Source organism: Streptomyces sp. NPDC001410, from assembly GCF_042895235.1.
In the GTDB taxonomy this organism is placed as follows: Bacteria; Actinomycetota; Actinomycetes; order Streptomycetales; family Streptomycetaceae; genus Streptomyces.
In genome coordinates this window covers 68,374-93,998 of sequence record NZ_JBIAWE010000015.1, presented here as the reverse complement: position 1 = coordinate 93,998, position 25,625 = coordinate 68,374, and the positions used below count along the sequence as shown (strand labels likewise).

General features: G+C 69.9%; 23 protein-coding genes and 2 pseudogenes. 14 read left to right on the top strand and 11 right to left on the bottom strand.

Annotated features, from left to right (window positions below; translation table 11 throughout):
• The first annotated feature begins 32 nt into the window (after positions 1-32).
• The 3 genes and pseudogenes from ACFY3C_RS30430 to ACFY3C_RS30420 form a co-directional block, all read left to right on the top strand.
• Positions 33-1,754 carry a purine-cytosine permease family protein gene (locus tag ACFY3C_RS30430; RefSeq protein WP_390773032.1) on the top strand — a complete coding sequence of 574 codons (1,722 nt, stop codon included), beginning with the start codon at positions 33-35 and terminating at the stop codon, positions 1,752-1,754.
• A gap of 118 nt (positions 1,755-1,872) precedes the next feature.
• A pseudogene (locus ACFY3C_RS30425) lies at positions 1,873-2,019 on the top strand (allantoin permease); the annotation flags it as partial.
• Positions 2,020-2,145: 126 nt separating this feature from the next.
• Positions 2,146-2,928 (top strand): annotated as a pseudogene (locus ACFY3C_RS30420) (IS5 family transposase); the annotation flags it as partial.
• Between the two features lie 14 nt (positions 2,929-2,942).
• Here ACFY3C_RS30420 and ACFY3C_RS30415 read toward each other — a convergent pair.
• On the bottom strand, positions 2,943-4,088 hold the full coding sequence (locus tag ACFY3C_RS30415) for an FAD-dependent oxidoreductase (protein WP_390773031.1): 1,146 nt from the start codon (positions 4,086-4,088) through the stop codon (positions 2,943-2,945).
• 209 nt (positions 4,089-4,297) lie between these two features.
• Between ACFY3C_RS30415 and ACFY3C_RS30410 the strand changes: the two genes are divergently transcribed.
• Positions 4,298-4,891 (top strand): TetR/AcrR family transcriptional regulator, encoded by a 594-nt coding sequence (locus tag ACFY3C_RS30410; protein WP_390773030.1) that lies wholly within the window; start codon positions 4,298-4,300, stop codon positions 4,889-4,891.
• Between the two features lie 214 nt (positions 4,892-5,105).
• Here the strand turns inward: ACFY3C_RS30410 and ACFY3C_RS30405 are convergent, their stop codons facing one another.
• Together ACFY3C_RS30405 and ACFY3C_RS30400 are read right to left on the bottom strand one after the other, a co-directional pair.
• Positions 5,106-5,762: a hypothetical protein gene (locus ACFY3C_RS30405; protein ID WP_390773029.1), complete on the bottom strand. Its 657-nt coding sequence runs from the start codon at positions 5,760-5,762 to the stop codon at positions 5,106-5,108.
• Between the two features lie 30 nt (positions 5,763-5,792).
• Positions 5,793-6,524, bottom strand: a complete 732-nt coding sequence (locus ACFY3C_RS30400) for a hypothetical protein (protein WP_390773028.1) — start codon at positions 6,522-6,524, stop codon at positions 5,793-5,795.
• A 564-nt stretch (positions 6,525-7,088) separates the two neighbouring features.
• Between ACFY3C_RS30400 and ACFY3C_RS30395 the strand changes: the two genes are divergently transcribed.
• The 4 genes from ACFY3C_RS30395 to pqqB all read left to right on the top strand — a co-directional run bounded on the left by ACFY3C_RS30395 (position 7,089) and on the right by pqqB (position 10,134).
• Positions 7,089-7,316, top strand: a complete 228-nt coding sequence (locus ACFY3C_RS30395) for a hypothetical protein (protein WP_390773027.1) — start codon at positions 7,089-7,091, stop codon at positions 7,314-7,316.
• Between the two features lie 334 nt (positions 7,317-7,650).
• Entirely contained in the window at positions 7,651-8,046 is a 396-nt protein-coding gene (locus ACFY3C_RS30390) for an SseB family protein (RefSeq protein WP_386575432.1), read from the top strand.
• A 58-nt stretch (positions 8,047-8,104) separates the two neighbouring features.
• Positions 8,105-9,178, top strand: coding sequence for a hypothetical protein (locus tag ACFY3C_RS30385; protein WP_390773026.1), 1,074 nt, complete (start codon positions 8,105-8,107; stop codon positions 9,176-9,178).
• Between the two features lie 59 nt (positions 9,179-9,237).
• Positions 9,238-10,134: a pyrroloquinoline quinone biosynthesis protein PqqB gene (gene pqqB / locus ACFY3C_RS30380; RefSeq protein ID WP_386575434.1), complete on the top strand. Its 897-nt coding sequence runs from the start codon at positions 9,238-9,240 to the stop codon at positions 10,132-10,134.
• On the opposite strand, the gene ACFY3C_RS30375 is transcribed toward pqqB, so the two are convergent.
• The 4 genes from ACFY3C_RS30375 to ACFY3C_RS30360 all read right to left on the bottom strand — a co-directional run bounded on the left by ACFY3C_RS30375 (position 10,131) and on the right by ACFY3C_RS30360 (position 14,097).
• Entirely contained in the window at positions 10,131-10,529 is a 399-nt protein-coding gene (locus ACFY3C_RS30375; protein WP_386575435.1) for a MarR family winged helix-turn-helix transcriptional regulator, read from the bottom strand. The two genes, pqqB and ACFY3C_RS30375, sit on opposite strands and share 4 nt — an antisense overlap.
• A 73-nt stretch (positions 10,530-10,602) precedes the next feature.
• Positions 10,603-10,953, bottom strand: a complete 351-nt coding sequence (locus ACFY3C_RS30370; protein ID WP_386575436.1) for a VOC family protein — start codon at positions 10,951-10,953, stop codon at positions 10,603-10,605.
• A 130-nt stretch (positions 10,954-11,083) separates the two neighbouring features.
• On the bottom strand, positions 11,084-13,393 hold the full coding sequence (locus tag ACFY3C_RS30365) for an FtsX-like permease family protein (protein ID WP_390773025.1): 2,310 nt from the start codon (positions 13,391-13,393) through the stop codon (positions 11,084-11,086).
• Positions 13,390-14,097 carry an ABC transporter ATP-binding protein gene (locus ACFY3C_RS30360; protein WP_390773024.1) on the bottom strand — a complete coding sequence of 236 codons (708 nt, stop codon included), beginning with the start codon at positions 14,095-14,097 and terminating at the stop codon, positions 13,390-13,392. The genes ACFY3C_RS30365 and ACFY3C_RS30360 overlap by 4 nt, the downstream gene beginning before the upstream one ends.
• Positions 14,098-14,236: 139 nt before the next feature.
• Here ACFY3C_RS30360 and ACFY3C_RS30355 point away from each other — a divergent pair, with 139 nt between their 5' ends.
• Positions 14,237-15,085, top strand: coding sequence for a sensor histidine kinase (locus ACFY3C_RS30355; protein ID WP_390773023.1), 849 nt, complete (start codon positions 14,237-14,239; stop codon positions 15,083-15,085).
• Positions 15,082-15,765, top strand: coding sequence for a response regulator (locus ACFY3C_RS30350; RefSeq protein WP_390773022.1), 684 nt, complete (start codon positions 15,082-15,084; stop codon positions 15,763-15,765). The genes ACFY3C_RS30355 and ACFY3C_RS30350 overlap by 4 nt, the downstream gene beginning before the upstream one ends.
• A gap of 15 nt (positions 15,766-15,780) precedes the next feature.
• Here ACFY3C_RS30350 and ACFY3C_RS30345 read toward each other — a convergent pair whose 3' ends face one another.
• From ACFY3C_RS30345 to ACFY3C_RS30330, 4 genes are read right to left on the bottom strand one after another with little or no spacing between them, the layout of a single operon-like run.
• On the bottom strand, positions 15,781-16,812 hold the full coding sequence (locus tag ACFY3C_RS30345; RefSeq protein ID WP_386575442.1) for a LacI family DNA-binding transcriptional regulator: 1,032 nt from the start codon (positions 16,810-16,812) through the stop codon (positions 15,781-15,783).
• Entirely contained in the window at positions 16,809-17,714 is a 906-nt protein-coding gene (locus ACFY3C_RS30340; protein ID WP_390773021.1) for a carbohydrate ABC transporter permease, read from the bottom strand. Before ACFY3C_RS30340 ends, ACFY3C_RS30345 begins: the two co-directional genes overlap by 4 nt.
• Positions 17,711-18,637: a carbohydrate ABC transporter permease gene (locus ACFY3C_RS30335; protein ID WP_390773020.1), complete on the bottom strand. Its 927-nt coding sequence runs from the start codon at positions 18,635-18,637 to the stop codon at positions 17,711-17,713. Before ACFY3C_RS30335 ends, ACFY3C_RS30340 begins: the two co-directional genes overlap by 4 nt.
• Positions 18,634-19,950 carry an ABC transporter substrate-binding protein gene (locus ACFY3C_RS30330; protein ID WP_390773019.1) on the bottom strand — a complete coding sequence of 439 codons (1,317 nt, stop codon included), beginning with the start codon at positions 19,948-19,950 and terminating at the stop codon, positions 18,634-18,636. The genes ACFY3C_RS30335 and ACFY3C_RS30330 overlap by 4 nt, the downstream gene beginning before the upstream one ends.
• Before the next feature lie 237 nt (positions 19,951-20,187).
• On the opposite strand from ACFY3C_RS30330, the gene ACFY3C_RS30325 reads away from it, so the two are divergent.
• The 4 genes from ACFY3C_RS30325 (at position 20,188) to ACFY3C_RS30310 (ending at position 25,424) form a co-directional block, all read left to right on the top strand.
• On the top strand, positions 20,188-22,209 hold the full coding sequence (locus tag ACFY3C_RS30325) for a beta-galactosidase (RefSeq protein WP_390773018.1): 2,022 nt from the start codon (positions 20,188-20,190) through the stop codon (positions 22,207-22,209).
• Between the two features lie 114 nt (positions 22,210-22,323).
• On the top strand, positions 22,324-23,883 hold the full coding sequence (locus tag ACFY3C_RS30320) for a glycosyl hydrolase 53 family protein (RefSeq protein WP_390773017.1): 1,560 nt from the start codon (positions 22,324-22,326) through the stop codon (positions 23,881-23,883).
• A gap of 184 nt (positions 23,884-24,067) precedes the next feature.
• Positions 24,068-24,358: an ArsR family transcriptional regulator gene (locus tag ACFY3C_RS30315; protein ID WP_390773016.1), complete on the top strand. Its 291-nt coding sequence runs from the start codon at positions 24,068-24,070 to the stop codon at positions 24,356-24,358.
• A 100-nt stretch (positions 24,359-24,458) separates the two neighbouring features.
• A complete protein-coding gene (locus tag ACFY3C_RS30310; protein ID WP_390773015.1) occupies positions 24,459-25,424 on the top strand; it encodes an SMP-30/gluconolactonase/LRE family protein in 966 nt (321 codons plus the stop codon).
• The last annotated feature ends 201 nt before the right edge of the window (positions 25,425-25,625 follow it).

Genomic DNA, 25,625 nt, shown 5'->3' with positions numbered 1-25,625 from the left:
CTCGAACTGCCCCTGCGGAAGAGGGAAGAGCCGTGACGGAGATCGTCGACAAGCAGGCACCACCAGCCCCGCCCGGCAGCCGTACCTACAACGGCTGGACGCAGAACGACACGCTCGAGGACTACTCGCTGCGCTACGCGCCCAAGTCCTTCCGCCGTTGGACGCCGTACGTGGTGGCCACCACGGCGCTGGGCGGCATCGCCTATCTCGCGGACTTCGCCATCGGCGGCTCCATCGCCCTCTCCCACGGCTTCTCCAGTGCCATGGTGGCGATCCTGGCGGCGGCCGTGGTCATCTTCCTCACCGGCATACCGATCTCGTACTACTCGGCCAAGTACTCCATCGACATGGACCTGTTGACCCGCGGTGCGGGCTTCGGCTATCTGGGCTCGACCCTCACCTCGGTGATCTACGCCAGCTTCACCTTCATCTTCTTCGCCCTCGAAGGGTCGATCATGGCGCAGGCCCTGGAGCTGGGCCTGCACATCCCGCTGGCCCTCGGGTACGTCATCTGCTCGCTGGTCATCCTGCCGTTGGTCGTCTACGGCATGACCGCGCTGTCCAGGATGCAGGTGTGGACCCAGCCGGTCTGGCTGGTGCTGATGGTCGCGCCGTTCGTGTCCATCGCGATCCAGGAGCCAGGAAAGTTCTCGGAGTTCACCCACTTCGCGGGCGACTCGCCCACCGGGTCGAGCATCAGCATGCTCGGTGTCGGGGCGGGTGCGGGTGTCGCGCTGTCGCTGATCGCACAGATCGGCGAACAGGTCGACTACCTGCGCTTCATGCCCGACAAGACACCGGAGAACGGCCGGCGGTGGTGGGCCGCAGTGCTGGGCGCCGGGCCCGGGTGGGTGGTCCTGGGCGCGCTGAAGCAGATCGGCGGTGCCTTCCTGGCCTTCTTCATCGCCGGCAGCGTCGGGCTGTCCAAGGCCAACGAGCCGATCCAGCAGTACGTCCACGGGTTCGGGACCTTCGCCGCACCCGTCGCGCTGGGCCTCGCCACGTTCTTCGTCATCCTCTCCCAGATAAAGATCAACTCCACCAACGCGTACTCCGGTTCGCTGTCCTGGTCCAACTTCTTCTCCCGGTTGACACACCGTCACCCGGGGCGCGTGGTCTACATCTTCCTCAACGTCGGTATCGCGCTGGCCCTCATGGAGGGCGGCGTCTTCGGCTTCCTCAACACGGTCCTCGGGTTCTACTCCAACGTGGCCATCGCCTGGATCGGGGCGGTCGTCGCCGACCTCGTGATCAACAAGCCGCTGAAGCTGAGTCCTTCGTACATCGAGTTCAAGCGGGCCCACCTGTACCACTTCAACCCGGTCGGCTTCGGCTCGATGCTGATCGCCTCCGCGGTGTCCATCGCCGCCTACTTCGAGGCGTTCGGCGCCTACGGCAAGGCGTTCTCGCCGTTCGTCGCGCTGTTCCTGGCGATGGTGCTCTCGCCGTTGTTCGCGGTGCTCACGAAGGGGCGCTACTACATCGCCCGCGTCGACGACCTGGACGAACCACTGCTGGGCGCCGACGGGCTGCCCTCGGCAGCCACCCTGACCTGCTCGGTGTGCACGACCGAGTTCGAGCGGCCGGACATGGCCGGCTGCCCCTTCCACCAGGGCGCGATCTGCTCGCTGTGCTGCAGCCTGGAGAAGGACTGCCACGACTCCTGCAAGAGCGCGGGCACGCCGGGACCGGTCGACCTCGCGATGCCCGCCGTCCGCCCGGGCAGCGGTCCGTCTCCTGCCCGAGGCCGATGAAGCCCCGGCGGACCGCCTCCGACACTGCCGCCGCCCTGCTGTCTCCCTTGCGACCGCCCACGCACCGACCTAGCCTCGCCTGGACACGTCTGGACAGATAGGGACAGGTTGGTCGGCGATGACGCATCCGCAGGACTCCCTCGACAGCAGATCCACCGGCCGGCAGATCCAGTTGGAGACGCACGGACTCGACGTGATCGGGGACGCGGAGCGCAAGGGCACCTCGCGCACGCTGTTCTGGCCCTGGTTCGGTGCGAAGGTTTCGACTCGCTAAGGACTGGGATCAGAATGAGGTGTTCGCCGCTCGGGAGTGACGGACTGTCAGTTCGCGTTGGTACCTGCCGGACAGGGGGTGGGTCCGGCCGAGACGCGTGCTGGGAGCAAGCCGTGGCTGGTCGAGGACGCTCTGTGGGAGCGGATCGAGCCGCTGCTGCCGGTGGTCGAGCGGCGTTTCCGGTATCCGGGGCGTCGGCGGATCGATGACCGTCGGGTGCTGTGCGGGATCCTGTTCGTGCTGTACACCGGCATCCCGTGGCGGCACCTGCCGCAGGAGCTCGGCTTCGGATCGGGGATGACCTGCTGGCGGCGGCTGCGGGACTGGAACGAGGCCGGGGTGTGGCAGCGCCTGCACGAGCTGCTGCTCGGCGAGCTGCGGGCGGCCGGGATGCTGGACTTCTTCAGGGCCGCCATCGACTCTTCGCATGTGCGCGTGATGAAGGGCGGGCCAGCTACCGGGCGCTCCCCGGTGGACCGGGGCAAGGCCGGCAGTAAACACCACGTGATGGTCGAGGCCCACGGCATCCCTCTGGCGGTGACCCTGTCCGGTGGGAACCGCAATGACGTCACCCAGCTGATCCCGCTGATCCAGGGCGCTCCGCCGATCCGCGGCAGGAGCGGCCGACCCCTGCGCCGCCCCCGCCGGGTCTACGCCGACCGCGGCTATGACCACGATGTCTACCGCGACAAGGTCCGCCGGCTCGAGATCACCCCGGTCATCGCCCGACGTGGCGCCGAACACGGCTCCGGCCTCGGAGTCCACCGCTGGGTCGTAGGGGGCGCCATCGCGCTGCTGCGCTGGTTCCGGCGCCTACGCATCCGCTGGGGGACCAGCGACGACATCCACCAAGCCTTCATCTCCCTCGGCTGCGCCGTCATCTGCTGGCGACGGCTGAAGACCTCAGTCAGTCCTCAGTGCTGGGCGTCGTTGTTGCTGCCGAGATCGGGTACGTCGGCGGACAGCAGGTGTTCGGCGCCGCCTTCGAGGGCCTTGGCCGTCTCGGTGGAGCGGGGGAGCATGGTCTTCTCGTAGGTGCGGATCGCGTCGGCGACGGTGGCGGTGTTCGCGAGAGCGAGTGCGATTTCGCTGGCGTCGAGCATGGCGAGGTTGACGCCGACACCGAGCGGGGGCATGAGGTGGGCGGCATCTCCGAGCAGGGTCACCGTCGGGTTGTGTTCCCAGGTGTGCGGGACCGGGAGGGCGAAGATCGGGCGGTCGACGTAGGGGCCGTCGTTTTCGGTGATCATCCGGCGCATGCGGGGCGACCAGTGGGCGTACTCGCTCAGGAGCAGGGCGCGGATGCCGTCGGTGTCCTCGACTGTCAGGCCACTCGTGCTGATCCAGTCGACCGGGACTCGTTGGACGATGTAGACGCGGATGTGGTTTCCATCGTTGCGCTGGGCGAACAGGCCGCGCTTGCCGTCGGCTGCGTGGGCGCTGCCCTGGCCGACCAGCTCGGCCATGTCCGGGTGCCGGTTCTCGACGTCTGAGAACCATGCTTCCAGGAAGCTCACCCCGGTGTACTCGGGGACGGCGGGGGACACGGCCGGGCGTACCCGGGAGGAGGCTCCGTCGGCGCCGATGACCAGATCGGTCTGGATGGTCGTGCCGTCGGTGAAGTGCAATTGCCGCGGCCCGTCGTCGGGTCCACTGATCGTGTCGAGGGCGCGGCCCCAGTGCACGGTTCCCGGTTGCAGGGAGTCGAGCAACAGGTTACGCAGCTGGCCACGGTCGATTTCCGGCTTGAAGAGTTCGTCGGCCGCCGGGACTTCATGGGACGTGATCGTGCCGGTCGGGTCCATCTGGCGCATTTCCTGCCCTTCGGGGCGGGCGAGCTTGAAGAACTCGTCGAGCAGACCGGCTTCGCGCAGGGCGATCTGGCCGTTGTCGGCGTGCAGGTCGAGGGTGCCGCCCTGGTTGCGCGCGTCGGGGCCCCGGTCGCGGTCGTAGACGGTGACCGCTATGCCGCGCTGCTGAAGGATGCGGGCGCAGGTCAGTCCGCCGGGGCCGGCACCGATGATGCTGATACGTGCCCGGGCGGGTTCTGGGGAGTTCATGGTTGTCCCTTTCAGTCGGCGAAGAGGGGCGAGCAGGCCGGGCGTTGTCGGCTTCGGCATCGGGTGTGCCACGCGGAGGGGCCTGTCAGATGACCAGGCCGACAAGGATGTGCCGCTCAGGTACTCACAATAACTATAAAATCAGAGCGAGTAGAAAAGTGCAACGACTCTACTTAGCAACTGATTCGACTATCGGGTATGCTCTAGCCATGACCGTGCCCTCTGCCAGCCGCCGCGACCGCAAGAAGGCGGCCACCCGGCAGGCGATCGCCGACGCCGCACTGCAACTCTTCCTGGAGCACGGCTACGATCAGGTGAGCATCCGTGACATCGCCGACGCCGCCGACGTGTCGACCGCTACGGTGTTCAAGCACTTCAGCGGCAAGGAAGCGCTGGTATTCGACCAGGACGAAGACCGGGAGTCGCAGTTGATCGCCGCGGTGCGGCAGCGGCCCTCCGGTCAGAGCATCCCCGACGCCCTTCGACAGCACGTCCTGGACACCTGGCCATTGATCGAGGCACATCCTCAGGCGGCCGAGTTCACCAACCTGGTGAACTCCACGCCGGTGCTGCGCGCCTACGCCGAACGCATGTGGACCCGGTACACCGACAGCCTCAGCGCAGTCATCGCCGACGAGTTCGGCGTGGACCACGACAACCTCGCATGTGTGGCTCTTGCCCGATTCGTACTCGAGATCCCGGTGCTCGCTCGTGGCCGGCAGGACCGCCGGGCCGCCGTCGAGGCAATCTTCGACATCCTCACCCACGGCTGGGAGCCGCCAAGCAAGCCGCCCGCGCAGTAGCGCCTGGGCCATTTCCTGGGCCCGTCCTCGACCAGCCTCGGCTTGCCCCACTACGCGTTTCGGTCGCGCTCACCCCCTGCCTGGCAACGAGAACTGACATCCCGTCATTCCTAAACGGCAAGCACCTCATTCTGATCCCGGTCCTAAGACGGTGTCCTAGGTGGTGAGGCGGGTGGGGCTTCAACATGGGCTGTTCAGTTTCACCGAGGGATGATCAAATCGGTGAGCTGCCCCGCAGTTGGCATCCGGCCGCGGTTGAAGATGACCGCGACAAACACACCACCACCGGCAGCAAAGGGACGAGTGCAGCCTCGGGCAACCCCAGGATGGCCGCACAAGCCATGACCAGCACGAACACGAGCATCCGCAATCGCTCCCTCGGCGCGGCCGGATCCGCACCGGCAAGTTGATCTGCGTCGAGAAGGTCGTCGATGCGGCCCTCGGCGTAGCGTTCGGCGATTGTCAGCAGCATCACGATGAGGTCTTCAAGGGCGCGGCCCGGCTCGGAGTCCTGCCGCGCTTCGGCCCTTCGTAGCGCGCCCACCACCAGTGCGGCATGTGCCTTGAACTGCCGCTCGTTGTGCCGTCTGGCTCTGGCGCGGCGGGTGCGATGGGCCATCCAGATGGCTTGCTCAACCGGTCGCATGGAAACTCGCGGGATCTGGCAGTCCGGCTGGGTTTCCTCCCAGCGACGGAGAACCGTGGCGCACTGGGCTGCTCCGTCTTCCACGCCCCGCTCACCGATGAGCAGCACTTCGGCCACCAAGATCAGGGCGATGGCCAAGAGTTTCGCTACTTTGCCGATCGCGCCAAAGCCCCAGGTACGCACCGGCATCGGCACAGCCACGATGTGGCTGAGCAGTGCCTGCACCACGCCAGGCTGCGGTCCCGGATCCGCGCTCTACCGCAGATGCTCCCAGTCGGCCATGTCGTCGACGTTCAACAAGACGAACAGCAGCAAGAGAAACCGGAGTGTCTTGATCGGCATGGCCAGGGGTAGAGCGCGCCACCACCGCATGACATACAGAGGGGCCAATCCGTGGCCGTCGACCCGATCTCGTATTCGAGGCGGCAGCAGCAGCATCTGCGTCAGAAGCGGAGTAGCTCGATGCACCCCCGAGGCGACGCGCAGCCGCTCGAAGCCCTCCCAAAACCTCAACCACCAGCGCTGAACCGGTCCAGGAATGAAGAGCAGAGCGATCGCGACCCCGAGCACCAGCTCGATACCCACGACGAGATAACCGATCACCCCATCGACAGTCTCACGTATCCCACCGACAGCGACGCCCGGAACGCGATGAACCGACGACGGCGCTGGCGCGTTCGGCACGAATCTGATGCAGATGGTGCAGTCGGCGAGGTGGATGGCAGCGCCGAGCGGGTGGTTCTCACGCAACCTCTTCTCCAGCTTGTATCCGCTCGCCTGCTGTGCGGGTGCCTCGAGCGCCGGCCGCTGAGGTTGGGGGAGCTGCCGCCTGCCCGGCGCCGGCTCCTCGGCCGCGGCGAGCGTCTTCCGGACGGTGTCGACCTGGAGCCGCAGGTAGATCCCGATGGTCTCGTTGTCGGCGAGCTGCCGCTCCGGGTGCGCCAGGATCGCTCGGAGGCGTGGCGAGTCAGGCAGCAGTTCGGTCATGTGTTCGATTCTATGATGAGGGTGTGATCAGCACCAACGACACCTGTCCTGTGACAGCGCACCTTGAGCGCGTGCCAACGAAGTCTGAGCGGCTCTGGTCAAGCGCCTGCGCGCTGGCTCTCTCCAGTTGCCGTTGGGGTGTGCTCGGCGCTTTCTAGAAGAGCGGGTGGAACGGCCCGTTCTTCCAGGAGGAGCGCACCATGGCGCAACCGGTGAGTCGGCCAACGATCAGCGCTGAGCAGTTCAGCCGAGTGTGTGACGAGATCAGGAGCACGGCGGCGCCCGAGGAGGACGCTCAGTCCATCCGGGACTGTGCTCTGCGCATCGTGCAGACCCTGGGCCTGGCGCTCTCCACGGATGACCTGAGCAGGCTCCTCGCCGAACTCATGGCCCCTGGGACGGCCCCACCCCCAGGGAGCCCTCAGTACACCCGAGAGGCCATCCTGGACATGCCTGACGAACAGCCAGGAGAAGATGAAGGTCCGGTCAGGTAGAGCGGGCCGTCACGACTGGCTGCATCCTCGGCTTGCCGGAGGGCGTTTGATCCCCACCGCCCAATCTTCGATGGCAAGCAGTCAACGTTCGCTGGCACAGGACAACACCGGCAGATACCACCTGCTGCTCAGCACCAGCGGTCAGCCCGTACAGCACGGCTGGTGGGAGAGCGAGGACGTGGCCCGCGACAAGCTCCTCCGCTGGATCGGCTCGGTCGGCAGCACGCCCGAGCCGTCCGTCCCTCTCACCGACGAGGAGACCGGCAGGACGTTGACGATTTGGTCGGCGAAGCCGTAGCCCTCTGCCATGCTGGAGATCATGGCCTACCGCCCGGACCCGAGCCGTGAGCGCGCCCGACGGCAGGTACACCGAGGCGGAGCTGCTGCGGCGGAAGCCGGGGGACTCGTTCCTCGACGCGCGGCGCACCAGCCGGGCGGCCGACGGCTCCTTCGTCGAGCACGTCGACGGCCTGCTCGACCCCGACCACTTCCGGCTGACCCGCCAAGACGGACACCCGCCCTCCCCGGAATCCTCACGCATGCCCTCGGCCGCACGGGGTACGCGAGCGGAGCACGCCCGGGCGTCGGCCCGCGCGCGTGGCCGTACGACCGCCGCTACCTGGGGATCTGCCATGGAAACACCCGCACACGACGACCTTCCGACGCCGGCCCAGCAGGCGCTGGACGCGCTGGCCGTGAACGCCGAGGACCAAGCCGCCCTGGACACCCTCGCCCACTGCGACGTGCTCGTCCCCGTGCCGGACGACGCGGTGGACGGCGACGGCGACGGCTCGACGATCGCCCTGCCCGTCATGGAACAGGCCGGAGGCGAATCCGTAGTCCCCGTGTTCACCTCGGAGGGAGCGATGGCCGACCTGTTGCCCTTCGTCTCCCGCTACCACCTGGTACCGCTCGGCACACTGGCCGCCCACTGGCCCGACGACGACCTCTCCCTGGCCATAGACGGCAACTCGACCCACGGCCTGACGCTGACGTCACACGGAGTCCGCACACTGCTCGCAAGGTGAACCACGACAAAATGACCGCATGCAATGGATCTCCGGAGCTGCAGGCGGGCTAGTACTGGTGCTGGTCCTGACCAGCATCCTGCGCACCCTCGTAGTCCCCCGAGGCCTCTACTCCGCGCTGGTGTTCCGCCTGTGGTGGCTGCTGCGCAGGCTCCTCAGGCTCGCCGCCCCGCGCGGCGGCTACCACGCCATCGACCGCGCCCAGACCTGGCTCGCCCCGCTGATGCTGATCGGCATGCTCGTCACCTGGCTCGGGGGGGCCCTGCTCGGCTTCGGCCTCCTGCTGTACGCGGCGTCCCCGCTGTCCTGGACGACCGCCTTCCGCGAGGCGGGATCCAGCCTGTTCACGCTCGGGTTCGCGAGCGGTGCCCGGCTGAAACTGTCCGTGCTCGACTTCATGGCCGCGGCCACCGGACCCGTCCTGATCGCCCTCCAGATCGCCTACCTGCCCACCCTCTACGCCGCCTACAACCGTCGTGAGCTGGAGGTCACCCTGCTCCAGGCGCGAGCCGGCGAGCCCGCCTGGGGGCCGGAGATCCTCGCCCGGCAGTGGCTGGTCGAGACCGAGACCGCGCTGCCCGAGCTGTACCGGGCCTGGGAGCGCCTCGCCTCGGACATGGGCGAGAGCCACTCCACGTACCCGATCCTGCTGACGTTCCGCTCCCCGCGCCCGCACCGCAGCTGGCTGGTCGGGCTCGTCGCCGTCATGGACGCGGCCGCCCTGCAGCTCGCGCTGGACCCGCGGCTCGCACCGCCGGAGGCCCGTCTGGTGCTGCGCGCCGGGTTCACGGCCCTGCGCGACATCGCCCGCGTGGTGCGCATCCCCTTCGACCCGGATCCCTCGCCGGGCAGTCCGATCCTGCTGACCTTCGAGGAGTTCGACGAGGCGGTGGCCATGCTGGGGACGGCCGGCTTCCGTGCGGAACGCAGCCCGAAGGAGGCCTGGCCGCACTTCCAGGGCTGGCGGGTCAACTACGAGGCGGTCGCGTACGAGCTGTGCCGCCGCTGCGACGCGGTGCCGGGTCTGTGGACCGGCCCCCGCGACTTCTCCGGCGGGCCCATCCCGCCGCGGCGCCCCGTGGACCGCCGGCCCGGTGCAGGACGGCCGGAACTGCCCCCCGTCTCCGAGTAGTCACCCCGCCCTCAGGCGGGAAGATCCCACCGGAAGGTCCGTCGCATGCGAAGGAGCCGATGGCCGTGAGGGTCGTCCTGCTGGGTACCGCCGCCGGAGGCGGCTTCCCGCAGTGGAACTGCGCCTGCGCGCTGTGCGCGGCCGCCCGGGACGGGAAACTGCCCTCCCGGACCCAGGAGTGTGCCGCCGTCACCGGCAACGGCCGTGACTGGTGGCTGCTCAACGCGTCGCCCGATCTGCGCACCCAGCTCATCGCCACCCCAGTCCTCCGGCCCGGCCCCGGGCCCCGGGACACGCCGCTGCGCGGGGTACTGCTCACCGATGCGGAGGCGGACCACGTCACCGGTCTGACCGAGCTGCGCGGAGCGGCGGGCCTGAAGGTCTATGCGGCCCCGCCGGTCCGCGCCGTCCTCACGCCCGCCCGCGCCGCCCTGGACCGCTACGCCTCCTGGGAGTGGGCCGACAGCGTGGCCGACGGCGGCTTCGTGCTGTCCGGCGGACTGGTCGTCACGGCCCATCCGATGGGCACCAAGATCCCGAAGTACGTACCGGCACAGGCGCCCGGGACCGGCGGCCCGTGGGTGACGGCGTACCGCGTCGAGGACCTGGCCAGCGGGGGAGTGCTGGTGTACGCGCCCTGCGTCGGCGCCTGGAGCCCCGTGCTGGACGAGCTGTGCGCGTCGGCCGACTGCGTGCTGCTGGACGGCACGTTCTTCGCGGCCGACGAGATGGGTAGTGCGGTGCGGACCGGTGCCGGGCAGGCGGCCATGGGACATCTGCCGGTCACGGGCCCCGACGGCTCACTGGAGGCACTGGCCCGCCATCCGGGCGCGCGCCGGATCTACACCCATCTCAACAACACCAACCCGCTGCTCGACCCCGCCTCACGGGCACGCGCGCGCGTGGCCGAGCGCGGGGTGGAGGTCCTGCCGGACGGGGCGGAGCTGACGCTCTAGCCGGCTTGCTCGGCCAGCATCCGCTCCAGCACGGCCCGCTGCAGTGGCAGTACCTCGGCGTACAGGGCGCGGCCCTTGTCCGTGAGCGCGACCCACACCCCGCGCCGGTCCTCCACGCACACCGAGCGCTCGACCAGGCCCTCCTTCTCCAGGCGGCCGATCAGCCGGGACAGCGCGCTCTGGCTGAGATGGACCCGTCCGACCAGGTTCTGCACCCGGCACTGGTCGCCCTCCTCGGGCGCGGCGGTGGCGAGGATGTCCAGTACCTCGAAGTCGCTCGCGCCCAGCCCGTGCGGGTGCAGGGCACGGTCGATCTCGCACATCGTGTGCGCGTGGAGCGTGAGGATGTCCCGCCACCGCTCCTCGAGCCGGGTGTCGGCCGTCTTGACTGCCATACCCGCACCGTAGCACCGATTCGGCCAATTATTGAGTGTGCAACTAGTGCGGGTGCAAGCACTCGTACGGGCCTCAGGCGGACGGGTCCTGGAGCAGCCCCACCAGGTTGCCGTCGGGGTCCTTCACCGAGGCGATCAACCTGCCGTTGCCGACGTCCCGCACGTCCTGGAGCAGTTCCGCGCCCGCCTCCAGCAGCGCGGCGAGCCGCTCCCGCAGATCGGTGACATGCCAGAACGGCACCGGCCCGGTCAGCCCCTGCGCGTGCCCGTTCGGGTCGAGGCCCACATCCTGTCCGGCGGCCTTGAAACCGACGTAGTAGGGCTGGTCGACGTACGGCTCGATGCCCAGCAGGGCGGTGAACAGGGCCTTGGACCGGTCCTTGTCCTTGACGGGGTAGATGATCGTCTGCAGGCCGGCGGTCATGGAACTCACTCCTTCGAGGTGCGTGGGCCGACGGGTCTCCGTCGGTGCTCTCACGCTAGGGCGGGGGAGCCCGGCCCCGCTTCTCCGATCCTGACCGGTTGCGGCGGCGGGCTCCCCGGGGGCCTGCTGGTCACTCGCTGCGCAGGACCTCCGCGACGGTCAGGCGGGCGGCACGGCGGGCGGGAACGAGCGCGCCCAGGACCGCGATCACGAGCCCCGCCAGGGCCAGAGCGGCCAACGTCGGGGCGTGCCAGACGTCCGTCATGTACGCCGGGAGGGTGATGTCGATCCCGGCCGCCATCCGCGGGATCACCAGCTCGTAGCCGACGATCCCCAGCGGGATCCCGAGCAGGGAGCCCACCGCGCCGAGCACCGCCATGGAGGTCACCGTCATCACCGTGACCTGGCGCGGGGTCATGCCGATCGACTTGAGCATGCCGAGGTCGCGGCGCCGGTCGTGGGTGTTGAGCACGGCCGTGTTGAACACGCCGAGCGAGGAGACCAGGGCCAGCATCAGGGTGAGCGCGGTCGCGGAGCCGACGATGGTGCGGGTGACGTTGTTCGGACCGCTCAGCTGGAGGGACAGACCCGGGTCGGCCGCCCGCACCGCGCGCGCGTACGCCTGCTGATCGGCGCCCTCGCGGAGTCTGACGTGGTAGGCGATGGGCTTCACGTCCGGCATCAGGGCCGTGGCCGTCGGCCAGGCGCCGACGACCAGCCGGTCGTTGTCCAGCATGGTCTCGCCGACGATGGTCAACCGCTCCTCGCGGCCGCCCTTGCGCAGCCGCAGCTGATCGCCGACGTGCGTGCCGGTCCGGTGCAGGAACGCCGTGCCGGCCACGACCTCCCCGGTGCGGTGCGTCCAGCGGCCCCGGATCAGGACGCTGTCCAGGGGCACGTCCCCGCGCCGGCCCTCGAACATGACCACCTGGGTGGAGCCGACGAGGAGCGCTTCCTCGTCCGACCGCGCCGTGACCCGGGTCGCTCCCGGCAACGACTCCAGCATCGCCTGGAGCTGCCGGTCGCTGTGCACCGGCCGCACCTCCGTGCCGTGCCGGTAGTTGCCCACGTACACGGTGACGTCGAACGCGCGCTGTCCCGCATTCCCGAAGTCGGTCAGCGTCGCCGCCAGCCCGGTCGCGAACGTCACCGTCGTCACGCCGAGGGCCACGGCGGCCAGCGTGAGCGCGCTGCGCGCCGGACGGGCGAACGGCAGCCCCACGCCGAGGCTCACGGACCGGGGCAACCGGGCACCCGCCAGGCGCCGCTGGATGCCCAGCGCCCGTCCGGCACGCGGCGCACTTCCGGCACTGATCGCCCGCGCCGCCGACATCCGGCGCGCCCGCAGCGAGGGCCCCAGCGCCGCCAGCACGCACACGAGCGGCATGCCGAGCAGGGCGAGCGCGTTCACCCAGGGCGCGATACCGACGCTGTCGTGCAGCACCCCCGAGTTCGGCCCGGTGAACACGAACTGGAAGAACGGGCGCGCCACCAGGTTGCCGGCGAGTGTGCCGAGCGCACAGCCCAGGACCGACGGTACGGAGATCATCACGAGGTAGACGCCCAGCACCTGCCCCGGCGTGAACCCCAGCGCCTTGAGGATGCCGATGTGCCGGAACCCGGAGACCACCGCCCCGCCGACCACGTTGGCGACGATCAGCACGGCCACCAGGATGCCCAGGACACCGAACGCCATCAGATACGGCGCGTACGCGCGCGCGGTGCTGCCGATCCGGTGCTTCAGCGCCAGATACGTCTCCGATCCGGCGAGCGCACCCTTCGGCAGGTCCTCGGTCACGTCGGCCATACCCGCGCGCAGCGCGCGCTCCGACGACGCGTCCCGGAACCGGAACAGCATCTGGGTGCCGGTCGGGTGCAGGGCCGCGATCTGGTCGGGGGTGACCCAGGCGTCCGCCGTGTGGCTCAGGTCGAAGGCGAACCCGACGATCGTCAGCGTGGGCCCCGACGGCACGCGGAACTTCTTGCCCATGTCGTCAGCGGTCCAGTCGGACTGCCGGTTCAGGACGATCTCCCCGGGCCGGGTGGGCCACCGGCCCGCCCACAGGTTCACCCGGTCCACCGGGCCACCAGGACCGGGACGCCCCACCAGCGTGACCTCGCCGCCGAGACCGAAGTCGCCCGCACCGCGCGGAAGGTCCACCGAAGCCTGCCGGAACGGTCCGGCCACCGCCTCGACCCCGGACTGCCGGGCCGCGTGCGCCAGTTGGGCGTCCGACACCTCGGCCGAGTCGAACGCGGCGACGACATGCGGCCCGTGCTGTTTCCCGAAGACGTGGTCGAAGGGCGCGGACGCCGCGTCGACCAGGCCGAGCGCGACCACGAGCGACCCCGTCGACACGAGCGTGACCAGCCAGATGACCAGCGTCTGAAGTCTGCGCCGGCGTACGGCCGCCCGCGCGGCCTTCCACACCGCCCTCATGCGGACGGCTCCAGGGTGTGCTCGCCGGTCACCCGGCCGTCGGCGACCTCCACCAGCCGGCTCGCACAGCGCCGCGCGAGATGCCGGTCGTGCGTCACGATGATCAGGGTCTGGCCGATCTGGTTCAGGTCGAGCAGCAGGTCCATCACCTGCTCCCCGGCCCTGCTGTCCAGCGCGCCGGTCGGCTCGTCGGCCAGCAGCAGCGCGGGACGGTTCATCAACGCCCGTGCCACGGCGACCCGTTGCCGCTCACCGCCGCTGAGCACCGCGGGGTAGGCGTTGCGGCGGTCGGCGATGCCGAGTTCCCCGAACAGCTCCAGTGCCCGCCGCCGGGCCTGCCGGGCCGGTGTGCCGGTCAACTGGCCGGCCAGGGCCACGTTGTCGAGGGCCGACAGGTCGTCGATGAGGTTGAAGAACTGGAAGATCATGCCGATCCGGCGCCGCCGGTACAGGGCGAGCCCCTTTTCGCTCAACTCCCCGACGTTCTCGCCGTGTACGACGACGGTGCCGGCCGACGGCCGGTCGAGACCGGCGATCATGTTGAGCAGCGTGGACTTGCCGCATCCCGAGGGCCCCATCACCGCGACCGCCTCCCCGGCCCGGATCTCCAGCGTGACCCCGTCGAGGGCGACCGTCTCGCCGTACTCCTTGCGCACCCCGTCGAGCCGTACGACGGTGTCTCCCGTTCTCACCTCAGTGACCATGGACAGGACGCTAGAGGGGCGACGGGGACCCGGGCATCCCTCCGCGGATGGCACCCGGCGGCGGGACTCATCCCAGGGATGCAGGGCGCTGAATCCACAGGTCGATGCGGATGTCAGTGCCGTCTGCGAGAGTTGAGCCATGGGGGAGAACGACGTGTTGGCGGCGGCGCTCGCGGTGGCGTGCGCGGCCGTCCTGGCGCTGACGGCCGCGCTGGTGCACACCCGGCGCAGGTGGCAGTCCGCGGTCGGGGAGCGGGGGTGGCTGCTGGAGCGCGAGCGGGAGAGCGCCGCCGAGGCCGCGATCGCGGCCGAACGCGACCGGATCGCCCGCGAGTTGCACGACATCGTCAGCCACAACGTCAGCCTCATGGTCGTCCAGGCGAGCGCCGCCCGCGAGGTGCTCGGCACCATGCCCGACGAGGCCTCGACCGCCCTGCGCGCCGTCGAGGACGCCGGGCGGGGCGCGATGACCGACCTCAGACACCTGCTGGGGCTGCTGGCGCCCGCGCAGAACGGCGAGGACACCGACCCGGGCCCGGCCCGCCCCGACGACCCCGGCACGCCCCTCGCCCCGCAGCCCGGCCTCGACCGGCTCGGTCACCTGGTGGACCGGATATCGTTCGCCGGCCTCCCGGTCGAGGTCCGCATCTCGGGCGAGCCGTGCCCGCTGCCCCAGGGAGTCGACGTGACCGCCTACCGGATCATCCAGGAGGCCCTGACCAATGCGCTCCGGCACGGCGACGGCGGCAAGGCGGAGGTGACCGTGCGCTATGCCGACCACGCCCTGCGCGTCGAGGTGCTCAACACCGGCCCCAGCGTGCTGACCGGCACCGCACCGGCCGCACCGAAACCGCACGGCGCGGGCACCGGGCGCGGTCTGCTCGGACTGCGCGAGCGGGTCGCCGTCTACGGCGGAGACCTGGACGCCCGGCGCAGACTCGGCGGGGGCTACCGCGTCCGCGCCCGCATACCCCTGGACCGCCCGTGACCGGGCACGTGCCCGAGCGGGCGCCCCGCGTCCTGATCGCCGACGACCAGACGCTCATCCGGACCGGTTTCCGGCTGATCCTCACCGCCCGGGGCATCGAGGTGGTCGGCGAGGCCGCCGACGGCATCGAGGCGGTCGCCGCCGCCCGTGAACTCTCGCCGGACGTCGTGCTCATGGACATCCGGATGCCGACCATGGACGGCTTGGAGGCCACCCGGCGCATCCTGGAGCAGACCCCGGACTGCCGGGTGCTGATGCTGACCACCTTCGACCTGGACCGGTACGTGTACACGGCGTTGTCGTTCGGGGCCAGCGGCTTCCTGCTGAAGGACGTCACGCCGGAGCACCTGGCGGCGGCCGTACGGCTCGTAGGCACCGGCGACGCCCTGCTGGCGCCGCAGATCACCCGGCGCCTGGTGGAGCGGTACGCGGTTGAGGCCGAGCGGACCGCCCAGGCCGTCCCTGCCGACCTGGCCGCCCTCACACCCCGCGAGCGGGAGGTGCTGACCCTGATGGGACGCGGCCTGTCCAACACCGAACTGGCCGCCGAGCTGACCCTCAGCGAGGCCACGGTCAAGTCCCACGTGGCCCGGATCTTCGCCAAGCTGGGGCTGCGCGACCGCGCCCAGGCGGTCGTCCTCGCCTATGAGACGGGGCTGGTCAGAGCGGGGCAGCGCTGACCAGCCCGGGCGTCCTCAGGTCGACTCGCGGCGCACCAGTTCCGTTGGGAGGATCACCGCGGCCGGGTCCTCGCCGCCTATCTGGGCGAGCAGCACCCGCACCATCTCGGAGCTGATCCGGTCCCACGGCTGACGGATGGTGGTGAGCGCCGGGGTGACGGCGGTCGCCGCGGGGGAGTCGTCGAATCCGCCGACAGCGATGTCCTGCGGCACCCGCTTGCCCGCCCGCTGCAGCACCGCCAGTACGCCCTGTGCCATCAGGTCGGAGGCGACGAACACGGCGTCCAGGTCCGGGGCCTGCGCCAGCAGCCGCTCCGCGCCCGCCTCACCGCTGGCCCTGCTGTAGTCGCCGGGGACGATCAGCCGCTCGTCCACCTCGACGCCCGCCTCGGCGAGCACCTCCTTGTACCCGGCGAGCCGCTCCACCCCGCCCGGGGTGTCCAGCGGGCCGGTGACCACACCGATCCGGCGCCGGCCCAGCGACAGCAGGTGCCGCACCATGTCCCGGGCGCCGTCGCGGTCGTCGGCGGCCACGTAACTCACCTTCGAGCCGAGGCCGATCGGCTTGCCGCAGGCGACCAGCGGCACACCCGCCTCCCGCAGCTCCTCCGCGACCGGATCACCGGAGTGGCTGGAGACCAGCAGCACCCCGTCGACGTGCCCGGCCGTGATGTAGCGCGTGATGCGCCGCCGTTCGTCCTTCGTGCCCGCCAGCATCAGCAGCAGCGGGATGTCGTGCCCGGCCAGCGCCTGCGTGCAACCGCTCAGCAGCACGTTGAAGTTGGGATCTTCGAAGAACCGCTCCTGCGGCTCGGTCAGCAGGAAGCCGACCGAGTCGGAGCGTCCGGTGATCAGCGAGCGGGCGTGCCGGTTCACGACGTACCCGGTTCTGCGGATGGCGGCGTTGACCGCCTCCTGCGCGGCGGGGCTGACGTAGTGCCCACCGTTGAGCACGCGCGAGACGGTGCCCCGTGAGACCCCTGCCTCGCGCGCCACGTCGTGGATCGTCGGCGGTTTGCGCCGGCCCCCCGAATTGCTCATGGTCATGACTTTACGGCTCCGGAGAGGAGATCCAGGCTCCAGAATCGCTGGATGACCAGGAACAGCGCGATCAGCGGGAGGACCGCGAGGAACGCGCCCGTGATCACCAGCGTGTACAGCGCCGGGGTGTTGGAGCCCTGTTCCAGCAGCGTGTACAGACCCAGTGTGAGCGGGAACCGCTCGTCGTCGCTGAGCATGATGAACGGCAGCAGGAAGTTGTTCCACACGGCCACGAACTGGAACAGGAACACCGTGACCATGCCGGGGATCATCATCGGCAGCGCGATCCGGGTGAAGATCCGCCACTCGCTCGCCCCGTCCATCCGCCCGGCCTCCACCACGTCGGAGGGGACGGCGGCGGCCGCGTAGATCCTGGACAGGTAGACGCCGTACGGGGAGAGGATCTGCGGCAGCAGCACGGACAGATAGGAGTCCGTGAGGTTGGCCTTCGCCAGCAGCAGGTACTGCGGGACGGCGAGGATCACCGGCGGCATCAGCACGCCCGCGAGCAGGACGCTGAACAGCGTCTCGCGGCCCCGGAACCGGTAGGTCGCGAGCGCGTAGCCGCTGAACGCCGAGACGGCGGTCGACAGCAGGGCGCCGAGACCCGAGTACAGCGCGGAGTTGGCCATCCACTGCCAGTAGATGCCGTCGCGGTAGGCGTTGAGGTCCTTGATGTTGCCGGTGAAACCGGTGCCGGGCAGGAAGGTGAAGGTGGAGAACAGCTCGTGCCCGGACTTGGTGGACGCGATCACCACCCAGGCCACCGGCAGCAGCGTGTAGATCGCGCCGATCAGTAGCGTGACGGTCGGCACCAGGGCGATCCGGCGGCGCAGCGGCGCGCCCTGCGCCGTACCCGGGGCGGTGCCCGCGGCCGGGGCGGCCTTGCGCACGGCAAGAGAACTCATCGTGCTTCCTCCTGCCTGTTACGACGGTTCGCCGCCCGCAAGAACCCGAACGACAGCACCAGGGTGGCGAGCGCGATCAGGGTCGCCTCGGCGGCGGCCGAGTAGATGTCGCCGCGGTGGAAGGCGTCCTGGTACACCTTCATAAGCGGACTCCATCTCGTGTTGAGGGAGTTGGTGAGCGGTTTGAGGGTGGTCGGCTCGTTGTACACCTGGAGCGTCGCGATGATCGAGAAGAAGAAGGTCAGCACCAGCGAGGGCGCCACCATCGGGATCTTGATCTTCAGTGCGATCTGCAGCGGGGTGGCGCCGTCCAGCTTCGCCGCCTCGTACACCTCGGCCGGGATGGACCGGAGCGAGGTGTAGATGACGATCATGTTGAAGCCGGTGCCGCCCCAGACCGCGATGTTCGACAGGGCGAGGTACAGCGGGCTGCCGTCGAGCAGGTCCGGCTGGGGCAGGCCCAGCCTGTCGAGCACGTAGTAGAAGGGGCTGACGTCCGGCAGGTACAGGAAGCCCCACATCAGCGCGGCCACCACACCGGGGACGGCGTACGGCAGGAAGATCGCGAGCCGGGTGAAGGGAGCGAGCCGCACCCGGTCGGTGTCCAGCATCAGCGCGAACAGCAGCGCGAGACCGAGCATCACCGGGACGACGATGCAGCCGTAGCCGAGGACGCGCAGCGCGCCGTGCAGCAACTCGCTGTCCTGGAAGGCCTCGGAGTAGTTCTCGAAGCCGGCCCAGACCTCCTTACGGGCGCCCGCGCCGAGGCCGAGCCCCGAGACGTGCACCTTGCGGAAGCTGAGCCAGACCGCGTAGCCGATGGGCAGCGCGAAGAAGAGCGCGAAGAGGATCGTGGCGGGGAAAAGGAAGGCGTACGGGGCCCCCTTGACCCCGTACGACCTCCGGCTTGCGGTGCTGGTCACTGAGAAACCCCGAAGCCCTGCTTCTTCATGTCGCCGACCGTGGCGTCCTGCATCTTGTCCAGGGCGGCACCGAAGTCCGACTTGTTCTTGGCGGCGGCACCGAACGCGTCGTTGAAGGTCGCGTAGGCGACGTTGACGTTCGGGCCCCACGCCGACGGCGCCGTGGTCTTCGCGATGTCGGCGGCCTTGGTGTAGAAGTCCGGCTGGTTGGAGAAGAACGCCGGCGGGTTGGAGAAGGCGCCGCTGAGCTGGGCGGAGGTGGAGGCCGGGTAGATGCCGCCCTCCTTCGCCAGCGCGTTCAGGGCGTCACCGTCAGTGTTCAGCCAGGCGGCGAACTTCGCGGCGGCGGCCTGGTGCTGGGAGTCGGTGGTGACGGCGGTGGAGGAGCCGCCCCAGCTGCCGGTGACGTCCTGGTCGAGCGACCACTGGGGGAGCGGGGCCATGGCCCACTTGCCCTTGGTGTCCGGCGCGGCCGTGGTCAGCGTGCCCGGCGCCCACACCGCGCTGACCCAGGCGATCTCCTTGCCGGTGTTGAGCGCCTTGTTCCAGGCCGGCTGGTACATCGGCTGGTTGTCGATGACACCTTCCTTGACCAGGCCGCCCCAGAACTTGGCGACCTTCTGGGTGGCCGCGTCGTTGATGGCGACCTTCCACTTGTCGCCGGAGGTGGTCCACCACTTGGCGCCGGCCTGCTGGGCGAGACCGGCGAACAGGCCGGAGTCGTTGGCGGAGAAGGTGGTCAGGGACTTGTCCGGCGCCTTCTTCTTCAGCGCGCGGGCGGTCTCGGCGAACTGCTCCCAGGTGGTGGGGACCTTGAGGCCGTACTTCTTGAACAGGTCCTCGCGGTAGTAGAACATCATCGGGCCGATGTCCTGCGGCACCGCGTACACCGCGTCCGTGCCCAGCGTGGTCTGCTGCCAGACGCCGTCGGCGAACTTGCTCTTGGCGTCGCCGACCTCCTTGGATATGTCGGCCAGCGCGTCGTTGCTGACCAGGGTCGGCAGCGCCTGGTACTCGGCCTGCACCAGGTCGGGCGCCTTCTTCGCCTTGTGCGCGGTGAGGATCTTCGTGATCAGCGTGTCGCCGCCCGCCTGCTTCTTGGCCGTGACGGTGATCTTGTCCTTCTTGCCCGGCCCCTTGTTCCACAGGTCGACGACCTTGTCCATGCCGGGCGTCCAGGTCCAGTACGTCAGTGAAACCGGGCCGGACTCGGCCTTGCTGTCGTCCCCGGAGCCGCAGGCGGTGAGGGCGGTGGCGCCGAGCGCGACGGCGACGGCGGATGTCACGAGGCGGCGGCGCTTCGTGTGCGGCATGGATCTCTCCCCTGACCTGGGTCCCCGCCCGCTGCGGGGACCTGCCATGCAGATGTGCACGTTCACATGACTCGGGTCCTCGGGTGGCGAGAACCCCTGCCATGCTTCTGTGAGCGTTCACAGTAGAGAAACACCTCGGACACTTGTCAATGGTTGTTGCTGTGCGGTTATGTTGGGCTCGCACCGCCGCCGCTGTGTGTGCACGTTCCCAAATGATCGATTTCACGGGAGAGATCCATGCCGGAGACCAGCCCCAGGGGCCTCACCAGGCTCGCCTTCGGTGGGGATTACAACCCCGAGCAGTGGCCGGAAAACGTCTGGCAGGAGGACGTCCGGCTGATGCGCGAGGCCGGCGTCACGATGGTCAGCGTCGGGATCTTCTCCTGGGCCCTGCTGGAGCCCTCACCCGGTGCGTACGACTTCGGCTGGCTGGACCGGGTCATCGGCCTGCTGCACGACAACGGCATCCGCGTCGACCTGGGCACGCCCACCGTGGTGCCGCCCGCCTGGTTCTACCGGGAGCACCCCGAGGCGCTGCCGGTGACCGCGGAGGGCGTGCGCTACGAGTTCGGCTCGCGCGGCGCGATCTGCCACAGCAACGCCGCCTACCGCTCCGCCGCGGCGAGCATCACCACGAAGCTCGCCGAGCGCTACGGCGACCACCCCGCGCTCGCCCTGTGGCACGTGCACAACGAGTACGGCGTCCCCGTCTCGGCCTGTTACTGCGACTCCTGCGCCGCCCACTTCCGCCGCTGGCTCGCGGACACCTACGGGACCGTCGAGGGCGTCAACGAGGCCTGGGGCGCCGCCTTCTGGGGCCAGTGCTACGCGAGCTTCGAGCAGATCAACCCGCCGCGCGCGACACCGACCGTCGGCAACCCGGGTCAGGCGCTGGACTACAGGCGGTTCGCCGATGCCACCATCCGCGAGAACTTCCGCGCCGAGCGGGACATCCTGCACCGCCTCTCGCCGGGCGTCCCGGTGACCACCAACTTCATGACCGCCCTCAGCCAGTGCGACTCCATGGACTACTGGGCCTGGGGCCGCGAGGTCGACCTCGTCACCAACGACCACTACCTGATCACCGACGGTCGCCGCACCCACGTCAACCTCGCCATGGCGGCGGACATCACCCGCTCCGTGGCCGGCGGCACCCCCTGGCTGCTGCTCGAACACTCCACCTCGGGCGTCAACTGGCAGCCTCGCAACCCCGCCAAGGCCCCCGGCCAGATGGCCCGCAACTCCCTCGCCCACGTGGCCCGCGGCTCCGACGGAGCGATGTTCTTCCAGTGGCGCCAGTCCCGGCGCGGCGCCGAGAAGTTCCACTCGGCGATGCTCCCGCACGGCGGCACCGACACACGTGTGTGGCGCGAGGTGGTCGAACTCGGGGCGTCCGTCGACTCGTTGAGCACCGTCCGCGGCACCCGCACCGAGGCCGACGTGGCCGTGCTCTGGGACTGGCAGTCCTGGTGGGCGCAGAACCTCTCCTGGCGGCCCAGCGAGGACCACGACCCGCGCGAACGCGCCGACTCCTTCTACGAGGCCCTCTACGACCACCACCTCACGGTCGACTTCGCCCACCCGGAAGCCGACTTGTCGAGGTATCCCCTTGTCGTCGTACCGGCCCTGTACCTGATGACGGAGGCGGCCGGGAACAACGTCCGGGAGTACGTCGAGAACGGCGGCACGCTCGTGGTGTCGTACTTCTCCGGCATCGTCGACGAGCACGACGCCGTGCACGAGGGCGCCTACCCGGGCGTGCTGCGCGACGTCCTCGGTCTGACCGTGGAGGAGTTCTCGCCGCTGCTGCGGGACGAGCGGGTGCGCCTGACCGGTCCCGACGGCGCCGAGCTGACCGGGGACGTGTGGACGGAGTTCGTGGTGCCGCGCGGTGCCGCGACCGTGTGGACGTACGCCGACGGACTCACCGCCGGCCGCCCGGCCGTCACCCGGCACCGGCTCGGCGAGGGCACCGCCTGGTACGTCTCCACCCGCCTCGACACCCACGGCCTGTACGCGCTCGTCGGCCGGGCCGCCGACGACGCCGGGCTCGCCCCGCGCACCGACCTGCCCCGTGACGTCGAGGTCGTGCGCCGCAGCGGCGAGTCGGGGACCTACCTCTTCGCGATCAACCACACCACCGGCGACGCCAAGGTGCCGCTGGACGCGCCCGGCACCGAGCTGCTGACGGGTGAACGCGCCGCGGGCCGGCTGGCGGTCCCGGCGGGGGCCGTGCGGGTCGTACGACTCGACGGCTGAGCAGGCTCCCCTCCGTCCGCGTGTGCCACGAGAGCCGCGGGCGGAGGGGTTCTCCTCCGGCCCCCACCGGAGGACACCCCCGACCCAGTTACGTCGAAGGGACGACGGACGACGATGTTCCATCCCAGACGCACCATCAGGGCCCTGCTGCTGCCGCTCGCGGCCGGGCTCGCTCTCACCGCCCTGCCCGCCCAGAGTGCCCGGGCCGAGAGCACCCTGACCAACGGCGGCTTCGAGTCCGACGGCTCCGGCGTGGCCGTGCCCACCGGCTGGTCCGAGTACGGCGACACGGGCGCCTCGTACACCGAGTCCGGCGGCCACGGCGGGAGTTACCGCCTGACCCACTACTCGTCATCCGCGTACAAGGTGGAGACGTACCAGTACCTTTCCGGGCTGACCAACGGCACCTACACGCTGACCGCGTGGGTCCGCTCCGGCGGCGGGCAGAACTCGGCCTACATAGCGCTCAAGAACTGCGGAAGCACCGAGCAGCGCACGGATCTGCCGATCTCGTCCAGTGGGTGGATCCGTATCGTCACGCCGATCAAGGTGACCAACAACCAGTGCACCATCAGCATCAACAGTGACGCGAACGCGGGCAACTGGATCAACGTTGACGACCTGTCCTTCACGTCCGGCACCGCGGGTACGTCCATCCATGGCGCCGACATCTCCTCCCTCGCCAAGAGCGAGGCCAAGGGCGGGGTGTACAAGACCAGCTCCGGCAGCACCGGCGACGCCGTCACCGTCCTGAAGAACGCCGGCATGAACTACGCGCGGCTGAAGGTCTGGGTGAACCCGGCCGACGGCTTCAACGACAAGGCCCACGTCCTGGCCATGGCCAAGCGCGTCAAGGCGGCCGGCATGAAGCTGCTGGTCGACTTCCACTACTCGGACACCTGGGCCGACCCGGGCGCCCAGACCAAGCCGGCCGCCTGGGCGGGCCACTCGTACAGCCGGCTCAAGACGGACGTGTACAACCACACGTACGACGTGCTGAACGCGTTGAAGGCCCAGGGCACCACCGCCGACATGGTCCAGGTGGGCAACGAGATCAACGGCGGCATGCTGTGGTCCGAGGGATCGACGGACAACTGGAGCCAGCTCGCCGGGTTGATCAACTCGGGCTACGACGCCGTCAAGGCGGTCAACTCGTCGACGGTCGTGGCGCTGCACCTGGCCAAGGGCGGTGACAAGGCCGGAACGGAGTGGTGGTTCGACAACGCGGTCGCGAGCGGCGTGAAGTTCGACGCGATCGGCCTGTCGTACTACGGCTACTGGCACGGCCCGCTCTCCGACTTCCAGACCACTCTGGACGACGCGGCCTCCCGCTACGGCAAGCCGGTGTTCGTCGCCGAGACCGCCTACCCCTTCCGGCTGGACAGCGACGACTCGCTGGTCAACCAGATCGACACCACCGGCGAGCTGGTCTCCGGCTACCCCGCGAGCGTGGCCGGCCAGGCCAAGTGGATGAACGACGTGGCGAGCATCGTGGAGGCCGTCCCGAACGGCCGCGGCCTCGGCGTCTTCTACTGGGAGGCGACCTGGACCGCGGTCACCGGCAACGGCTGGGACCCGACCGACGCCACCTCCGGCAACGGCTGGGAGAACCAGGCCCTGTTCGGCTACGACGACAAGGCGCTGTCCTCCATGTCGTGGTTCAGCCACCGCTGAACCACCCCTGACGGGGGCCCGGCCGTAAGGGGACGGCCGGGCCCCTCCCCGTTTCCGTGAACGGGACCGGCGGGAACGGCCGTTCGATACCGGACAAGGGTCGCGGAGTCCCGTACGGAACGGCTTCGGCTGCGCGAGAGTGGGAACACGGCGCACGAGGAGGCCGGGAACGGAGGCGGGACGGATGATGAGGAATCCCACGGGCGGCATGCGGCGGGACATCCTGGACTGGCTCAAGGACCCGGCCGCCCACTTCCCGTCAGGACGCCGCCGCGGCGACCTCGCCGAGACCGGAGTCACCGCGCGGGCGGTGGCCGTCAAGCTCGGCGTCTCCCGCCGGACCGCCGCCGCCCACCTCGACTTCCTCAGCCGCATCGGCCTGCTCCGCACCCGCCGGATCCGTTGCCGCACCCACTACCGACGCGACGAGGTCCGCATCGCCGAGGTGGCCAGGATGTTCGAGAAGGGCTGGTGAACCGGGGCCGACGTCGTCGGCGGCGATTTCGCCGACATCCCCCGGCACGCGGCAGACGCTGGGACGATGGAGCACCGTCGACCTCGAAGGGCAGGCGCGCATGACCCCTCCCACTCCTCTGGTCGTCCACCGGTACGTCGCCGTCGGCGGCGAGGGTCCCGAGGACGTCGTCGCCGACTCCCGCGGCCGGGTGCTCACCGGCGTGGCGGACGGCCGGATCCTGCGCATCGACGGCATCGCGGACCCCTCGGCCACCCGCGTCGAGGTGCTCGCCGAGACCGGCGGGCGGCCGCTGGGCCTCGAACTCCTGCCGGACGGCGCCCTCCTGGTGTGCGACGCCGACCGCGGACTGCTGCGCGTGGGTCTGGACGACGGCCGCGTCCAGGTGCTCGCCGAAGCGGTCGCGGGGGAGCGGCTGCGGTTCTGCAGCAACGCCGTCGCCCTGTCCGACGGCAGCGTGTACTTCACCGTCTCCAGCCGCCGCTACCCGCTGGAGCACTGGATCGGGGACGTGGTCGAACACACCGGCACCGGCCGCCTGTTGCGCCTCGCGCCGGGCAGCGACCGGCCCGAAGTACTGCTGGACGGACTCCAGTTCGCCAACGGCCTCGTACCCGCCGCCGACGAGTCCTTCCTGGTCGTCGCCGAGACCAGCGCGTACCGACTGACCCGCTACTGGCTGACCGGGCCGAAGTCCGGGCGGCACGAACCCTTCGCCGACGACCTGCCCGGCATGCCCGACAACCTCGGGCGCGCGGGCAAGGCCGGCCCGATCCGGGTGGCCCTGGCCGGCCCGCGCGTACCCCCGCTCGACCTCCTGCACCGCGGTCCCGCGGCCCTGCGCCGGGCCGCCGCCCGAGTCGCCGTCCGCGCGCCCTACCGGCCCGCCGGAACCGTCGGCGTCCTCGCCGTCGACGACGACGGCCGCGTCCTGGAGCACCTCACCCGTCGCCGCTCCGGCTACCGCATGGCCACCAGCGTCTGCGAGGCCTCCGGTCACCTGATCCTGGGCAGCGTGTGGGAGCGGGGCATCGCGGTCTGCGCCCTGCCCGAGCCCGCACACTGAGTCACTCCGAGGTGCTCGGCGGCCGCCCGCCGCGGCCGCGTGTGCGGTCGGGGCGCCGCCGGCGTTACCCTGGTCCGCGGCCGCGATCATCCTGCGCGGCGCGGCGGTGGGGCCCGCCGTATCCGAACCGCGGTGAAGGCGCCGCCAACGGTCCCTACTTGCGACGGCATGGCGCCCGTGTGCCCCGGGCCCCGGCGAGTA

Bases quoted from the DNA above. Each gene is read 5' to 3' on its own strand.
- ACFY3C_RS30415 (WP_390773031.1), bottom strand. From the start codon at position 4,088: ATGAACTCCCCAGAACCCGCCCGGGCACGTATCAGCATCATCGGTGCC.
- ACFY3C_RS30410 (WP_390773030.1), top strand. From the start codon at position 4,298: ATGACCGTGCCCTCTGCCAGCCGCCGCGACCGCAAGAAGGCGGCCACC.
- ACFY3C_RS30400 (WP_390773028.1), bottom strand. From the start codon at position 6,524: ATGACCGAACTGCTGCCTGACTCGCCACGCCTCCGAGCGATCCTGGCG.
- ACFY3C_RS30395 (WP_390773027.1), top strand. From the start codon at position 7,089: ATGGCAAGCAGTCAACGTTCGCTGGCACAGGACAACACCGGCAGATAC.
- ACFY3C_RS30390 (WP_386575432.1), top strand. From the start codon at position 7,651: ATGGAAACACCCGCACACGACGACCTTCCGACGCCGGCCCAGCAGGCG.
- pqqB (WP_386575434.1), top strand. From the start codon at position 9,238: ATGGCCGTGAGGGTCGTCCTGCTGGGTACCGCCGCCGGAGGCGGCTTC.
- ACFY3C_RS30375 (WP_386575435.1), bottom strand. From the start codon at position 10,529: ATGGCAGTCAAGACGGCCGACACCCGGCTCGAGGAGCGGTGGCGGGAC.
- ACFY3C_RS30370 (WP_386575436.1), bottom strand. From the start codon at position 10,953: ATGACCGCCGGCCTGCAGACGATCATCTACCCCGTCAAGGACAAGGAC.
- ACFY3C_RS30365 (WP_390773025.1), bottom strand. From the start codon at position 13,393: ATGAGGGCGGTGTGGAAGGCCGCGCGGGCGGCCGTACGCCGGCGCAGA.
- ACFY3C_RS30360 (WP_390773024.1), bottom strand. From the start codon at position 14,097: ATGGTCACTGAGGTGAGAACGGGAGACACCGTCGTACGGCTCGACGGG.
- ACFY3C_RS30355 (WP_390773023.1), top strand. From the start codon at position 14,237: ATGGGGGAGAACGACGTGTTGGCGGCGGCGCTCGCGGTGGCGTGCGCG.
- ACFY3C_RS30345 (WP_386575442.1), bottom strand. From the start codon at position 16,812: ATGACCATGAGCAATTCGGGGGGCCGGCGCAAACCGCCGACGATCCAC.
- ACFY3C_RS30340 (WP_390773021.1), bottom strand. From the start codon at position 17,714: ATGAGTTCTCTTGCCGTGCGCAAGGCCGCCCCGGCCGCGGGCACCGCC.
- ACFY3C_RS30330 (WP_390773019.1), bottom strand. From the start codon at position 19,950: ATGCCGCACACGAAGCGCCGCCGCCTCGTGACATCCGCCGTCGCCGTC.
- ACFY3C_RS30325 (WP_390773018.1), top strand. From the start codon at position 20,188: ATGCCGGAGACCAGCCCCAGGGGCCTCACCAGGCTCGCCTTCGGTGGG.
- ACFY3C_RS30320 (WP_390773017.1), top strand. From the start codon at position 22,324: ATGTTCCATCCCAGACGCACCATCAGGGCCCTGCTGCTGCCGCTCGCG.
- ACFY3C_RS30315 (WP_390773016.1), top strand. From the start codon at position 24,068: ATGATGAGGAATCCCACGGGCGGCATGCGGCGGGACATCCTGGACTGG.
- ACFY3C_RS30310 (WP_390773015.1), top strand. From the start codon at position 24,459: ATGACCCCTCCCACTCCTCTGGTCGTCCACCGGTACGTCGCCGTCGGC.